14 protein-coding genes are annotated in these 13,168 nt (G+C 70.3%); 9 read left to right on the top strand and 5 right to left on the bottom strand.

Translation table 11 applies throughout. The features are described from left to right. Positions 1 to 2: 2 nt before the first annotated feature. From ACIODU_RS22260 to ccsB, 5 genes are all read left to right on the top strand, one after another. Positions 3 to 1,280: a hypothetical protein gene (locus tag ACIODU_RS22260; RefSeq protein WP_401769597.1), complete on the top strand. Its 1,278-nt coding sequence runs from the start codon at positions 3 to 5 to the stop codon at positions 1,278 to 1,280. A 77-nt stretch (positions 1,281 to 1,357) separates the two neighbouring features. Further along, positions 1,358 to 1,978: a TlpA disulfide reductase family protein gene (locus ACIODU_RS22255; RefSeq protein WP_356425722.1), complete on the top strand. Its 621-nt coding sequence runs from the start codon at positions 1,358 to 1,360 to the stop codon at positions 1,976 to 1,978. A 4-nt stretch (positions 1,979 to 1,982) separates the two neighbouring features. After that, a complete protein-coding gene (locus tag ACIODU_RS22250; protein ID WP_356425725.1) occupies positions 1,983 to 2,747 on the top strand; it encodes a cytochrome c biogenesis protein CcdA in 765 nt (254 codons plus the stop codon). 3 nt (positions 2,748 to 2,750) lie between these two features. Beyond that, the gene (locus ACIODU_RS22245) at positions 2,751 to 4,571 is read left to right on the top strand and encodes a cytochrome c biogenesis protein ResB (RefSeq protein WP_401769596.1); all 1,821 of its coding nucleotides are present in this window, start codon (positions 2,751 to 2,753) and stop codon (positions 4,569 to 4,571) included. Further along, positions 4,568 to 5,656 carry a c-type cytochrome biogenesis protein CcsB gene (gene ccsB, locus ACIODU_RS22240; protein WP_401769595.1) on the top strand — a complete coding sequence of 363 codons (1,089 nt, stop codon included), beginning with the start codon at positions 4,568 to 4,570 and terminating at the stop codon, positions 5,654 to 5,656. Before ACIODU_RS22245 ends, ccsB begins: the two co-directional genes overlap by 4 nt. Positions 5,657 to 5,732: 76 nt before the next feature. Here ccsB and ACIODU_RS22235 read toward each other — a convergent pair whose 3' ends face one another. Together ACIODU_RS22235 and ACIODU_RS22230 are read right to left on the bottom strand one after the other, a co-directional pair. Further along, entirely contained in the window at positions 5,733 to 6,185 is a 453-nt protein-coding gene (locus tag ACIODU_RS22235) for a nucleoside deaminase (RefSeq protein WP_356425978.1), read from the bottom strand. 70 nt (positions 6,186 to 6,255) lie between these two features. Continuing rightward, positions 6,256 to 6,660, bottom strand: a complete 405-nt coding sequence (locus ACIODU_RS22230; protein WP_356425733.1) for a PLD nuclease N-terminal domain-containing protein — start codon at positions 6,658 to 6,660, stop codon at positions 6,256 to 6,258. Between the two features lie 118 nt (positions 6,661 to 6,778). Between ACIODU_RS22230 and ACIODU_RS22225 the strand changes: the two genes are divergently transcribed. Continuing rightward, positions 6,779 to 8,233: a menaquinone biosynthesis decarboxylase gene (locus ACIODU_RS22225; RefSeq protein WP_356425736.1), complete on the top strand. Its 1,455-nt coding sequence runs from the start codon at positions 6,779 to 6,781 to the stop codon at positions 8,231 to 8,233. Next, the gene (gene mqnP, locus ACIODU_RS22220) at positions 8,230 to 9,138 is read left to right on the top strand and encodes a menaquinone biosynthesis prenyltransferase MqnP (protein WP_356425739.1); all 909 of its coding nucleotides are present in this window, start codon (positions 8,230 to 8,232) and stop codon (positions 9,136 to 9,138) included. Before ACIODU_RS22225 ends, mqnP begins: the two co-directional genes overlap by 4 nt. Here the strand turns inward: mqnP and ACIODU_RS22215 are convergent. Beyond that, positions 9,128 to 9,763, bottom strand: a complete 636-nt coding sequence (locus tag ACIODU_RS22215; RefSeq protein ID WP_401769594.1) for a rhomboid family intramembrane serine protease — start codon at positions 9,761 to 9,763, stop codon at positions 9,128 to 9,130. The two genes, mqnP and ACIODU_RS22215, sit on opposite strands and share 11 nt — an antisense overlap. A gap of 94 nt (positions 9,764 to 9,857) precedes the next feature. Here ACIODU_RS22215 and ACIODU_RS22210 point away from each other — a divergent pair, with 94 nt between their 5' ends. Both ACIODU_RS22210 and ACIODU_RS22205 read left to right on the top strand, forming a co-directional pair. Further along, positions 9,858 to 10,571, top strand: a complete 714-nt coding sequence (locus tag ACIODU_RS22210) for a UbiX family flavin prenyltransferase (protein ID WP_401769593.1) — start codon at positions 9,858 to 9,860, stop codon at positions 10,569 to 10,571. Positions 10,572 to 10,721: 150 nt separating this feature from the next. After that, on the top strand, positions 10,722 to 11,177 hold the full coding sequence (locus ACIODU_RS22205) for an Lrp/AsnC family transcriptional regulator (RefSeq protein WP_161310788.1): 456 nt from the start codon (positions 10,722 to 10,724) through the stop codon (positions 11,175 to 11,177). A 58-nt stretch (positions 11,178 to 11,235) separates the two neighbouring features. Here the strand turns inward: ACIODU_RS22205 and ACIODU_RS22200 are convergent, their stop codons facing one another. Beyond that, the gene (locus tag ACIODU_RS22200) at positions 11,236 to 11,913 is read right to left on the bottom strand and encodes a response regulator transcription factor (protein WP_356425748.1); all 678 of its coding nucleotides are present in this window, start codon (positions 11,911 to 11,913) and stop codon (positions 11,236 to 11,238) included. Further along, a complete protein-coding gene (locus ACIODU_RS22195) occupies positions 11,910 to 13,070 on the bottom strand; it encodes a sensor histidine kinase (protein WP_401769592.1) in 1,161 nt (386 codons plus the stop codon). The genes ACIODU_RS22200 and ACIODU_RS22195 overlap by 4 nt, the downstream gene beginning before the upstream one ends. Positions 13,071 to 13,168: the final 98 nt, after the last annotated feature.

Raw genomic sequence — 13,168 nt, 5'->3', positions numbered from 1 at the left:
GTATGCGCGACATCAGCCGAAGGGGACTGCTGGGGGCGGGAATCGGAGCCGCGGCGGCGATCGGGATCGCCGGCTGCGGGACCTCTTCCGACGGCCCGAGCGACGCGCGTCCACCGCGTACGGGCACGGGCACGGCGGACGGGAAGGGCGGGGGCCGGAGCGGGAGCGGGAAGGCCTCCGCCAAGCCTCTCGCCAAAGAGGTCCGGCTCATAGGCGACGGTTCCACGTCCGACACGGGAAAACAGCCGCACCAGCCCCCCGCCCCGGTCCCGCTGGAGCCCGGCCAGACCCCGCCGCAGTTCGTGGTCTTCTCCTGGGACGGGGCGGGCGAGGTCGGCAACGGCCTGTTCCCCCGCTTCCTCGACCTCGCCAAGGACCACGGCGCGGCCATGACCTTCTTCCTCTCCGGGATCTACCTGCTGCCCGAGTCGAAGAAGACGCTCTACCGCCCGCCCAACAACGCCACCGGCGCCTCCGACATCGGCTATCTCACCGACGGCCACATCAGGGAAACGCTCAAGAACGTCCGCCGCGCCTGGCTCGAAGGGCATGAGATAGGCACCCATTTCAACGGACATTTCTGCGCCGGCCACGGCACGGTGGACCGCTGGACCCCCGCCCAGTGGCACAGCGAGGTCGAACAGGCCGTGTCGTTCGTCACGGAGTGGCGTACGAACAGCGGCTGGACCGATCTCGATCCGCTGCCCTTCGACTACCGCGAGGAATTGACCGGCGGCCGTACACCCTGTCTCCTCGGCCAGGAGCGGTTGCTGCCGACCGCGCGCAAACTGGGGTGGCGGTACGACGCCAGCTCGCCGGGCGGCACCCAGAAATGGCCGGATAAAAAGGGCGGGCTGTGGGATTTCCCGCTCCAGGGCGTCCCGTTCCCCGGACACGGTTTCGAAGTCCTGTCCATGGACTACAACATGCTCGCCAACCAGTCGGTGAATTCAACCAAGGGGATGCCCGAGAACTACCCGCGTTGGCGTGAGCAGGCCAAAGGCGCCTACCTCAACGGGTTCAAGCGCGCGTACAAAACGAATCGCGCCCCGTTCTTCATAGGCAACCACTTCGAACAGTGGAACGGCGGAATCTACATGGACGCCGTGGAAGAGGCGCTCAAGGAGATGGCCGGCAAGAAGGACGTACGGCTGGTCTCGTTCCGCCAGTTCACCGACTGGATCGACGCGCAGGACCCGGCCGTACTCGCCAAGCTCCGTTCGCTGGACGTCGGCCAGGCGCCGGACGGCGGGTGGAACGCTTTCTTTAAGACGGCTTGACAACGGGCCTTACGGGCAGTGCGGTCACCCAGGGGGGTGCGCAAGATCCCCCGAAACGCCCATGCGAAACTTTTCACATGAACTTTGGCCGCGCTCCTCGAAGCAGCCCGGGCCGCCGACTCCGCGCCCTCCTGCCGGTCGCCGTCGCCGCGGGCGCGCTGACGCTCTCCGCGTGCGGGGGCGGCGGAAAGTCCGGAGGGGGCGGGCAGACCGGTTTTGTGTCGAACACCGGCGGCATCTCCACCGTCGCCAAGGCCGACCGCCGGTCCGTCAACGACCTCTCGGGCGAGACCCTGGAGGGCAAGAAGCTCGACGTCGCGGACTACAAGGGCAAGGTCGTCGTCCTCAACGTCTGGGGCTCGTGGTGCGGCCCGTGCCTCGCCGAGGCGCCGCACTTCGCCAAGGTCTCCAAGGAGCTGGCGGGCCGGGGCGTGGCCTTCGTCGGGATAAACACCCGCGACCTGGAGAAGCAGCCCGCCGTCAAGTTCGAGCAGGACTTCGGCATCACCTACCCGAGCCTGTACGACCCCGCGGGCAAGCTGCTCGTGTACGGGTTCCCCAAGGGCAGCCTCAACCCCCAGGCCATCCCCTCCACGATCGTCCTCGACCGGAACGGGAAGATCGCGGCCCGCTCGCTCAAGGCCGTGGACGAGGAGCAGTTGCGCAAGCTGATCGACCCGCTGATTGCGGAGAAGTGATCCTGTGCAGTTTCTCGCCGCGGTGACGGACTCGAACGACACCATCGTCACGGGAGCGCTGCTGCTCGCGTTCCCGCTGGCGGTGCTGGGCGGTCTGGTCTCCTTCTTCTCGCCCTGCGTGCTGCCCCTGGTGCCCGGCTACCTGTCGTACGTGACCGGCATCAGCGGCACCGACCTGGCGGAGGCCAGACGCGGCAGGATGGTCGCCGGGTCGGCGCTCTTCGTCGCGGGGTTCAGCGCGGTCTTCGTCTCCGGCGGCGCCTTCTTCGGCTACTTCGGCTCGGAACTCCAGGCCCAGCGCGGCGTCCTGTCCAGGATCCTCGGCGTGCTGATGATCCTGATGGGCGTGTTCTTCCTGGGGCTGATGCCCTGGCTCACCCAGCGTGAGTTCCGCTTCCACCGGCGTCCGGTGGCCGGCCTCGCCGGCGCCCCGGTGCTGGGCGCGCTCTTCGGGATCGGCTGGACGCCCTGCATGGGCCCGATCCTCGGCTCCGTGCAGTTCCTCGCGTTCGACCAGGGGACCGCGGGCCGGGGGGCCATACTGACCGTCGCGTACTGCCTGGGCCTCGGTCTGCCGTTCGTCCTCGCCGCCGTGGCCTTCCGCAAGGCGCTGGGCGCGTTCGGGTGGATCAAGAAGCACTACACCTGGGTGACGCGGATCGGCGGCGGCATGATGATCGCGACCGGGCTGCTGCTGGTGACCGGCGCGTGGGACGGCATCGTGCAGGAGATGCAGGGTTGGTCCAACGGCTTCACGGTGGGGATCTAGTCCATGAGCACGACAGAGTCAGAGACCGGCAGCACGACAACGTCCGAGAGCACGAAGGAAGCGGAGCGGTCCGCCGAGGCACGTGACGCCCGTGACGCAGCCGAGGCGCGCGACGCCCGTGACGTACGGGAACTGGGCGCCGCCGGCTCCCAGCTCTCCACGGCCCCCCGCGAGGAGTCCCTGCTCACCGGCCCCACCCTCAGCGTCCTCGGCTGGGCGCGCTGGTTCTGGCGCCAGCTCACCTCCATGCGCGTCGCGCTGATCCTGCTCTTCCTGCTCTCCCTCGGCGCCATCCCCGGCTCGCTGATCCCGCAGACCAACGTGGACGAGCTCAAGGTCCAGGACTTCAAGGCGAAGCACACCGTCGTCTCGCCGGTCTACGACCAGCTCCAGCTCTTCCACGTCTACAGCTCGGTGTGGTTCTCCGCGATCTACATCCTGCTGTTCGTCTCTCTCATCGGCTGCATCATCCCGCGCACCTGGCAGTTCGTCGGCCAGCTGCGCGCCCGCCCGCCGCGCGCGCCCAAGCGCCTCACCCGGCTGCCCGCGTACACGACCTGGCGCACCGCGGCCGAGCCGGAAGCCGTACGGGAAGCCGCGCTCTCCCTCCTCAAGAGGCGCCGCTTCCGGGTGTACGGGGAAGGCGACGCGGTCGCCGCGGAGAAGGGCTACCTCCGCGAGACCGGCAACCTGGTCTTCCACGTGGCGCTGATCGTGCTGCTGATCGCGTTCGCCACCGGCCAGCTCTTCAAGTCCGACGGCGGCAAGCTGGTCGTCGAGGGCGACGGCTTCTCCAACACCCTCACCCAGTACGACGACTTCCGGTCCGGCTCGCTCTTCAACACGGACGACCTGGCGCCGTTCAGCTTCACGCTGGACCGGTTCACCGGGACGTACGAGCGCAGCGGGCCGCAGCTCGGCACGCCCCGTACGTTCGAGGCGGCGATCCGGTACACCAGCGGGCCGCGTGACAAGGAGCACAAGACGGTCGTCAGGGTCAACGAACCGCTGAAGATCGACGGCTCCAAGGTCTTCCTGATCGGCCATGGATACGCCCCGGTCGTCACGGTCAGGGACCGCGCGAACAAGGTGGTCTTCAGCGGCGCGGTGCCGCTGCTGCCCATCGACGGCAACTTCACGTCCACCGGCGCCATCAAGGTCGTCAACGGCTACAAGGACAAGGCCGGGAAGAGGGACCAGCTCGGCTTCGCGGCGTTCTTCGTGCCGACCTACGCGGGGAAGGGCAACGGGCAGATGTTCTCCCGCTTCCCCGCGCTCGACCTGCCCGTCCTCAACCTGGGGGCGTACCACGGCAGTCTCGGGGTCGACTCGGGGCTGGCGCAGAACGTGTACCAGCTGAACACCTCCAAGATGACGCCCTTCAAGGACGCCAAGGGGGACATCCTCAAGAAGTCCCTGCTCCCGGGCGAGAAGCTCGACCTCCCTGACGGGGCCGGGTCGATCACCTTCGAGAAGGACATCAAGGAGTGGGCCAGCTTCCAGATCACCCACCAGCCCGGTGACGGCTGGGCGCTGACCGGCGCGATCGCCGCGATCGCGGGACTGGCCGGCTCCCTCTTCATCCAGCGGCGCCGGGTCTGGGTCCGGGCCGTGCGGGGCGCCGACGGCGTCACCGTCGTCGAGATGGCGGGCCTCGGCCGCAGCGAGTCCGCCAGACTCCCGGAGGAACTGGCCGACCTGGCCGGCATCCTCCACGCAGAAGCGCCGACGGCGGCCGAGCCCGCCGAAGAGCCTGATCCCGCCGAAGAGACGGTCGACAAGACCGCCCGGGCGTCCGTCGAAGTCGAAGGGGTTGAGAAGTGAGTCTCGCCGCCGCAGCAACCAACGAGAGCCTGGCGCACACCAGCAACGTGCTGATCTATTCGTCCATGGCCGTCTACATGCTGGCCTTCTTCGCGCACATCGCGGAGTGGCTGTTCGGCAGCAGGAGCAAGGTCGCCAGGACCGCCTCGGCCCTGACCGGGGACGCGGGCGCCTCCGCCGCCCCGGCCGTGAAGGCCAAGGCCGCGCAGGGCGGTACCACCGCCGTCCTGGACCGCCCCCAGGTGGTCACGCGCTCGGCCTCCGGCTCCCGCGACCTGCCCGACGGCCCCGGCGCGGCCGGCGACGACGTTCAGGGCGACCTGTACGGCCGGATCGCCGTGTCGCTCACCGTCCTCGCCTTCGTGGTCGAGGCGGCCGGCGTGGTCGCCCGCGCCCTCTCCGTACAGCGCGCCCCTTGGGGCAACATGTACGAGTTCAACATCACCTTCTCGACCGTCGCGGTCGCGGTGTACCTGACGCTGCTCGTGCTCAAGAAGAACATCCGCTGGCTCGGGCTGCCGCTGGTCACCACGGTCCTCCTGGACCTCGGCCTCGCCGTCACCGTGCTCTACACGGCCAGCGACCAGCTGGTGCCCGCGCTCCACTCGTACTGGCTGTGGATCCACGTCTCGACGGCGATCTTCTGCGGCGCCGTGTTCTACGTCGGCGCGGTCGCCACGCTGCTCTACCTGTTCCGTGAGCGGTACGAGTCCAAGCTCGCCGCCGGCGGCAAGCCCGGCGCCTTCGCCACCTCCGTCATGGAGCGGCTGCCCGCCTCGGGGAGCCTCGACAAGTTCGCGTACCGCGTCAACGCGGCCGTCTTCCCGCTCTGGACGTTCACGATCATCGCGGGCGCGATCTGGGCGGGCGAGGCCTGGGGCCGCTACTGGAACTGGGACCCCAAGGAGACCTGGTCCTTCATCACCTGGGTCGCGTACGCCTGCTACCTGCACGCCCGCGCCACCGCCGGCTGGAAGGGCCGCAAGGCCGCCTACCTGGCGCTGATCGCCTTCGGCTGCTGGCTGTTCAACTACTACGGCGTGAACATCTTCGTCACCGGCAAGCACTCCTACGCCGGGGTCTGACCGACCCGTTCACCGTACGACGCCCCGCGAGGACCACCGGTCCGGCGGGGCGTCCGGGTGACGGGGAGCGTTCGGGTCAGTCGTGTCCGATGTCCTCGTTCCAGAGACCGGGACGGTCGGCGACGAACGCCCGCATCAGCGCGACGCACTCCGGATCGTCCAGCAGGACGATCTCCACCCCGTGCTCCGCCAGCCAGTCGTGCCCGCCGTGGAAGGTCCGCGCCTCGCCGATCACCAACCGGGAGATCCCGAACTGCCGGACCAGCCCGGAGCAGTACCAGCACGGCGAGAGCGTGGTCACCATCGTCGTCCCCCGGTACGAGCGCTGCCGCCCCGCCGCGCGGAACGCGGCCGTCTCCCCGTGCAGGGACGGATCGCCGTCCTGGACGCGGCGGTTGTGCCCCCGGCCCAGCAGCGCCCCGTCCGCGCCGTACAGCGCGGCGCCGATCGGGATGCCGCCCTCCGCGAGCCCCGCGCGTGCCTCGGCGACCGCCGTCGCCAGCCATTCCCGTGCCTGTCCCGGCCTCATCACCATGCGGGCCAGCATCCCGCAACGGCCGTGTCCCGTGCCCGCCGGTGTCCCGGACCTGCCCGGGGGCTCAGGCCTTCGGCGGCGTGTCCTCCGTGGCGCCGCCGCCCTTCTCGCGGCGCTCGATCTCCTCCTCGCGCCGCCGCAGGTCCGCCTCCCACTGCTCCAGGTGCGCGGCGGCCTCCGCGTCGTCGTCCCCGCCGGACGGCTTCGCCTCGTCCTTGAGGGAGTTGAGGAACTCCGGGTTGTCGTCCGGCGCCACCCAGCCGCCGCGCCGCCCCGCCGCCCCCGTCACCCGGCGGTCCCGGCCCGCGATCAGCCACGAGAGGGAGCCGACCAGCGGGAAGAGGAGCACCAGGATCGCCCAGACCGGCTTGGGCAGGTAGCGGACGTCCTGTTCATCGGTCGTGAGGCAGTCGATGAAGGCGTAGACGCTGAGGCCCAGCGGCACCAGAATCATCAGCACCCTAAGCATGGCGGACCCCCTGCGCATGAAGATCGAGACCGGATCGCGGCCTCCGTGACAGGACCACAGTAGCGAGAACGGGGAAGCCCCGGCGGGTCCCGGAGCCGGGGATGACACACTGGACGGCATGGCTTATGACGATCTTCGCTCGCTGCTCAGGGCGCTGGAGCGCGAGGGCGACCTCACCCGTGTCAAGGCAGAGGTCGACCCGTACCTGGAAGTCGGGGAGATCGTCGACCGCGTGAACAAGGCCGGTGGCCCCGCCCTGTTGTTCGAGAACGTCAAGGGCTCCTCGATGCCCCTGGCCATGAACGTGTACGGCACCGACCGCCGCCTCCTCAAGGCGCTCGGCCTCACCTCGTACACCGAGATCAGCGACAAGATCGGCGGACTCCTCAAGCCGGAGCTGCCGCAGGGCTTCGTCGGCGTACGGGAGGCGTTCGGCAAGCTCGGCACGATGGTGCACGTACCGCCCAAGAAGGTGAAGGACGCGCCCGTCCAGGAAGTGGTCCTCACCGGGGACGACGTGGACCTGGACCGGCTGCCCGCGCTGTTCACCTGGCCGGAGGACGGCGGCTCGTTCTTCAACCTCGGGCTGACGCACACCAAGCACCCCGAGACCGGCGTCCGCAACCTCGGGCTCTACCGGCTCCAGCGCCACGACCGCCGCACCATCGGGATGCACTGGCAGATCCACAAGGACAGCCGCAACCACTACCAGGTCGCCGCCAGGCGCGGCGAACGGCTGCCGGTGGCCGTCGCGTTCGGCTGTCCGCCCGCCGTGACGTACGCCTCCACCGCGCCGCTGCCCGGCGACATCGACGAGTACCTGTTCGCGGGGTTCGTCCAGGGCCGGCGGATCGAGATGGTCGACTGCAAGACCGTGCCGCTCCAGGTCCCGGCCCAGGCCGAGGTGGTCATCGAGGGCTGGCTGGAGCCCGGGAAGACCCTGCCGGAGGGCCCGTTCGGGGACCACACCGGCTTCTACACGCCGCAGGAGCCGTTCCCGGCGCTGACCATCGACTGCGTGACGATGCGCAAGCGTCCGCTGCTCCAGTCGATCGTCGTCGGCCGGCCTCCCACGGAGGACGGGCCGCTGGGGCGGGCGACGGAGCGGTTCTTCCTGCCGCTGCTGAAGATCATCGTGCCGGACATCGTGGACTACCACCTGCCGGAGTCCGGCGGTTTCCACAACTGCGCGATCGTCTCGATCGACAAGAAGTACCCGAAGCACGCGCAGAAGGTCATGCACGCGATCTGGGGCGCGCACATGATGTCGCTGACCAAACTGATCGTGGTCGTGGACGCGGACTGCGACGTCCACAATCTGCACGAGGTGTCCTGGCGGGCGCTGGGCAACACCGACTACGCGCGCGACCTGACCGTCGTGGAGGGACCGGTCGATCACCTCGACCACTCCTCGTACCAGCAGTTCTGGGGCGGCAAGGCCGGGATCGACGCGACGCGGAAGCTCCCCGAGGAGGGGTACACACGGGACGGGGGCTGGCCGGAGATGGTCGAGTCCGACCCGGAGACGGCGGCGAAGGTCGACCGCCGGTGGAGGGAGTACGGCCTCTCATGAGCGCTGTTCAAGGAGTCCTCGGGCCGCAGCCCCACGGCCGGACGCGGGCGTTCCTGCGGCTGGTGATGATCGAGCACTCGGTCTTCGCCCTGCCCTTCGCGTACATCGCCGCGCTGACGGCGATGACCCAGCTCGACGGCAACATCCACTGGCTGCGGCTGCTGCTGGTGACGGTCGCCATGGTCGGGCTGCGGACGTTCGCCATGGCGTGCAACCGGATCATCGACCGCGAGATCGACGCCCGTAATCCGCGGACCGCCGGCCGTGAACTGGTCACGGGCGCGGTGTCCGTACGGTCCGCCTGGACCGGGGCGCTCGTCGCCCTCTTCTTCTTCCTGGGCGCGGCGGCGCTGCTGGGGCCGCTGTGCCTGGCGCTCGCTCCCGTCGCGGTCGTCCCGATGGTGCTCTATCCGTACGGGAAGAGGTTCACGAACTTCCCGCACGCGATCCTCGGCATCGCCCAGGCGATGGGCCCGATCGGCGCGTGGATCGCGATCACCGGCGAGTGGTCGTGGGACGCGGTGATCCTGGGGCTGGCCGTCGGCATCTGGATCGGCGGCTTCGACCTGATCTTCGCGTGCCAGGACGTCCAGGCGGACCGCGCGCACGGCGTGCTGTCCGTGCCGGCCCGCTTCGGGATCCCGGCGGCGCTGTACGGCGCGCGCGGCGCGCACGTCGTGACGCTGGGGCTCCTGGTCTGGTACGCGCTGGCCACCGACGCGGGCGGGTTCTTCTGGACCGGGCTGGTCATCGTCGCGGGCGCGTTCCTCTACGAGCACACGATCGTGAAGCCGCACGACCTGTCGCGCCTCAACCGCGCGTTCTTCCAGGTCAACGGTTTTGTGGGCATAAGCCTGTTCTTCTTCGCCCTGCTCGACCTGTTGGTGCGTGGCCTCACGGTATGAGCGGGACCGCCGCCCGCGCCCGTACAGGCCGCTTCCTACGGAAGAGGAACGCCGCCAGGACGCCGCCGATCAGGCCGAACAGATGGCCCTGCCAGCTGATGGACGGGTCGGTCGGCAGGACGCCCCACAGCACCGAGCCGTAGACCGCCAGCACGACCAGGCCGACCACCAGGTCCACCGCGCTGCGGTTCACGAACCCGCGCACCAGCAGGTAGCCGAGCAGGCCGAAGACCACGCCCGACGCCCCGACCGTGTTCGAGTGGTCGGCGGCGGTCAGCCACACGCCGAGGCCGCCCACCACCATGATCGTCAGGACCACGGCGGCGAAGCGCCGTATCCCGCCGAGCGCCGCGAGGAAGCCCAGCACCAGCAGCGGCACCGTGTTGGACGCGAGGTGCTCGAAGCCGTGGTGCAGGAAGGCCATCGGGATGACGTCGCGCAGCTCGCCGGGGCTGCGCGGGCTCAGCCCGTACGTGTCCAGCGCGCCGCCCGACGCGGTGTCCACCACTTCGAGCACCCAGAGCAGCGCCACCCAGAGGATCATCACGCCGCCGGCGGCCTTCACCCGGTCCGCGCGGCTCGGCGTCGTGACCTCGGTCTTCGGATACGTCATCCCAGCCCCCATCCCGGCGCCCATCGCGGTCCCGTCCCGGCGCCATGGGAACGTATGGGGCACCGCCGTCGGTTCCGTCACCAGAGTGCCGGATAGGCTCGGTTCCGTGAAGCCCGGACCGTACCCAGCCACCCCCAGCCCGCGACCGGCGCCCCGGCGCCCGTGGATCGTCGGGGTCTCCGGTGCGTCGGGGACGCCGTACGCCGCCGCCGTGCTGCGCGGGCTGCTGGACGCGGGCGAGAGCGTGGACCTGGTGATCAGCAGGGCGTCGCGGCTGACGCTGCTGGACGAGACGGGGATCGCGTTCCGGGACGCGCACTGGGAGAGCGATCTCGCCGACTGGCTGGCGCGCGGCGCGGACGGTGGTCCCGACACCTTCGCGAAGAGGGTGGCGGAGTACGGGGCGGATGTACGCCACTGGCCCGCCGGTGATCTGGCCGCGGGCCCGTCCTCGGGGTCGTACCCCGCCAAGGGCATGCTGATCGTGCCCGCGTCCACGGCGTCCGTGGCCGGGGTGGCGCTCGGCCTGTCGAAGGACCTGCTCCAGCGGGCCGCGAGCGTGACGCTCAAGGAGCGGCGCCCGCTGGTGGTCGCCGTGCGGGAGACCCCGCTCGGCGGGCAGACGCTCCGGCATCTGGTGGCGCTGGACGAGGCGGGCGCGGTGGTCCTTCCGGCGTCCCCGGCGTTCTACGCGGGGGCGCGGCACATCCAGGACCTGGTGGACTTCGTCGCCGGGCGGGTGCTCGACGCGGCGGGGGTGCCGCACCGGCTGTACCGCCGCTGGGAGGGTGAACTCGGCGGCGCGCGGACCGGCACCTGAGCCGACCGCAGGCCCCGAGTGAAGGCCAGACGGCCCCCGAGTGAAGGTCAAACGCCGAAAGTCTGGCGGATTCGTAGGAATCGAGCCTTCTATGCCTTAGATTCTATACGTACCGTGTGAGCTCGTTGAACAATGGAAGGCTTCAGGCATATGGACGCCGTGGACAGGCAGCTCATCCAGGCCCTCAGGGAGAACGGGCGGGCCTCGTACGCCGAGCTGGGGCGCCTCGTAGGACTGTCGGGACCCAGTGTCACCGACCGCATCAACCGGCTCGAAGCGGCGGGCGTCATCACCGGCTACCGCGCCACGGTCGACTCCGCCTCGCTCGGCCTCGGGGTCATCGCGCTGATCGGGATCTCGCTCTCGGACGCCGCCGACCACGAGGACGTGGCCCGCAGGATGCGCGACCTCCAGGAGATCGAGGACTGCTGGTTCATCGCGGGGGACGACTCGTACATGCTCAAGGTACGGGCGAGCGACGTGGACGGCCTGGAGCGGACGATCCGCCGGCTGAGCGGCACGAAGGGCGTCTCCCGGACCCGTACGACGATCGTACTGTCGACCAAGTGGGAGAACCGGGTGGGTGAACTGCCCGAGGAGGACTGACGGACGGTCCGAGGGGGCCGGGCGCCGGGCCCGGTGGCCCCCTCGGACCTCGGGTACGTCAGCCGAGCGGCGGGCGCAGCCGCCGGGGGGCGGCCGACGGCGGGGGGATCAGCCCGGCGACGACGGCCTTGTTGACCGCGTCCACCCGCGAGACCGCTCCCAGCTTGGCGAAGATGTTCCGCAGATGGCGCTTGATCGTGCCCTCGGTGAGCCCGAGCTGGGTGGCGGCCCCCCGGTTGCTGAGCCCCGCCGCCACCAGCGTGACGACCTCCACCTCGCGCGGGCTCAGCGTGTGGTGGGCGGGCTCGGGCGCCGGCTGCGGTTCCGACTTGGGCCGGGGCGGCAGCGAGACGGTCAGGCCGTCCTGGCTGCACGCGTCGCGCAGGGCCGCGACCAGCGAGTGGTGCGTGGCCGTCTTGTGCAGGTAGCCGCGGATGCCGAGGGGCAGCAGGCTCTGGAGCAGCCGGGGGTCGTCGTGCATGGTCAGCACCATGATCTTGGTGTCGGGCGAGGCGGCCTGGACCGCCCGTACCGTACGGCCCGGATCCTCGTTCCCCGGCATCTCGATGTCCATCAGCAGGACGTCGGGGCGGTGTTCGGCCGCCATGGCGACGGCGCCCGGCGCGTCGCCGACCGCCGCCGCCACGTCGAAGCCGCCCACGCCGCGGATCAGTTCGGCCAGCGCGTCCCTGAGCAGGGTGTGGTCGTCCGCGATGACGATGCTGTACGTGGTCATCCGCGTCCGTCCGGCGCGGTGGCGGGATCCGGCTCCGGCAGCAGCAGGGACAGCCGCATCCCGGTGCCCACCCCCGGCGCGCTCGTCAGGTGCAGCGTCCCGCCCAGCGCCTGCACCCGCTCCCGCATCGACAGCAGACCCGTCCCCGACCGCCCGTCGCGCGCCGGCGGCGCCGCCTGGTCGAAGCCGATTCCGTCGTCGTGCGCGAAACAGTCCACGCGGTGCGGGGCCACGTCGACCTCCAGCGCCACCGTGCTCGGGGCCGCGTGCGTCAGGGAGTTGCGCAGGAACTCCCGCAGCACCAGGAACAACTCCTCGGCGTGCCCCGCCGGGACCCACGACTCGTCGCCGTTCACCTCGATGTGCACCCGGACCCCGGGCGCCTGGTGCGCCTCGGCGTACTCCAGGAGCGCTTCGGCGAGGCCCGTCGCGCCGGGGCGCGTCCGGAGATCCGAGATGAGCCCGCGCGTGTAGCCGGTCGCCTCGTCCAACGCGCCCCGGACCCGGCCGAGATGGCGGTCGCGGGTGGCGGGCCCGTACCCCTCGGCCATGGCCTGGTCGTGCAGGTCCAGGCAGCGGTAGGCGAGGGCCAGGCTCTGGCCCAGCCGGTCGTGCAGGTCGCGGGCGAGCCGTTGGCGGTGGCCCGTGGCGCTCTCCTCCACCTTTTTGAGGAGGTACGCGTCGTAGCCGGCCGCCGAGACCTGTAAGCAGGTGGCCAGGCTGTGGTTGAGCGCCGCCACCGCGCGCCCGAGGCAGGCGGACGACTGCTCCGGCGGCAGGCCGGCCGCCGCCGTCACCAGGTACTGGAGGCAGATCTGGAAGAGCAGCCCCGACGACCGCAGGGTGTCGGCCGGGTGGACCGACTGGAGCGGTCCGCGCGTGCTCAGGCCGACGGAGAGGCCCAGCGCGGCGTTGGCGGCGGAGGGGCGCTCACTCTCCCGCAGCGCCTCCGCGCACTCCTGGATGACAAGTCTGGCGTGTTCCCGCGCCTCTCCCCACAGCTCCGTGGTGGAGATCAGCGGGCTGGACACGCCGTCGAGGGATTGCCTGAATTGGCAGATGATTTCATCGCTGCCGAGCGCGAGCCGGTCGGCGAGCAGGCACGCGGAAGCTACGGAAGGATCGGTCTCCTCGATCTGCGTTTGTATCTTCAGCACCGCTGAAGTCCCCCTAGGTCACTGGTCCAGCTTCGGCGGCTCTCCGATGAGCCGCCCGACCTGACACATCGTGCAGGGGGAGTCTAGGGGAAACGGAT

Origin of the sequence: Streptomyces sp. NPDC088261 (assembly GCF_044740805.1) — a bacterium.
In the GTDB taxonomy this organism is placed as follows: Bacteria; Actinomycetota; Actinomycetes; order Streptomycetales; family Streptomycetaceae; genus Streptomyces.
Note: the sequence above shows the minus strand (reverse complement) of the source record. Positions and strands in the feature narration are given on the sequence as shown.

Excerpts from the sequence above, each read along its gene's own strand:
- ACIODU_RS22260 (WP_401769597.1), top strand. The coding sequence starts at position 3 with ATGCGCGACATCAGCCGAAGGGGACTGCTGGGGGCGGGAATCGGAGCC.
- ACIODU_RS22255 (WP_356425722.1), top strand. The coding sequence starts at position 1,358 with ATGAACTTTGGCCGCGCTCCTCGAAGCAGCCCGGGCCGCCGACTCCGC.
- ACIODU_RS22245 (WP_401769596.1), top strand. The coding sequence starts at position 2,751 with ATGAGCACGACAGAGTCAGAGACCGGCAGCACGACAACGTCCGAGAGC.
- ACIODU_RS22235 (WP_356425978.1), bottom strand. The coding sequence starts at position 6,185 with ATGAGGCCGGGACAGGCACGGGAATGGCTGGCGACGGCGGTCGCCGAG.
- ACIODU_RS22230 (WP_356425733.1), bottom strand. The coding sequence starts at position 6,660 with ATGCTTAGGGTGCTGATGATTCTGGTGCCGCTGGGCCTCAGCGTCTAC.
- ACIODU_RS22225 (WP_356425736.1), top strand. The coding sequence starts at position 6,779 with ATGGCTTATGACGATCTTCGCTCGCTGCTCAGGGCGCTGGAGCGCGAG.
- mqnP (WP_356425739.1), top strand. The coding sequence starts at position 8,230 with ATGAGCGCTGTTCAAGGAGTCCTCGGGCCGCAGCCCCACGGCCGGACG.
- ACIODU_RS22215 (WP_401769594.1), bottom strand. The coding sequence starts at position 9,763 with ATGGGGGCTGGGATGACGTATCCGAAGACCGAGGTCACGACGCCGAGC.
- ACIODU_RS22205 (WP_161310788.1), top strand. The coding sequence starts at position 10,722 with ATGGACGCCGTGGACAGGCAGCTCATCCAGGCCCTCAGGGAGAACGGG.
- ACIODU_RS22200 (WP_356425748.1), bottom strand. The coding sequence starts at position 11,913 with ATGACCACGTACAGCATCGTCATCGCGGACGACCACACCCTGCTCAGG.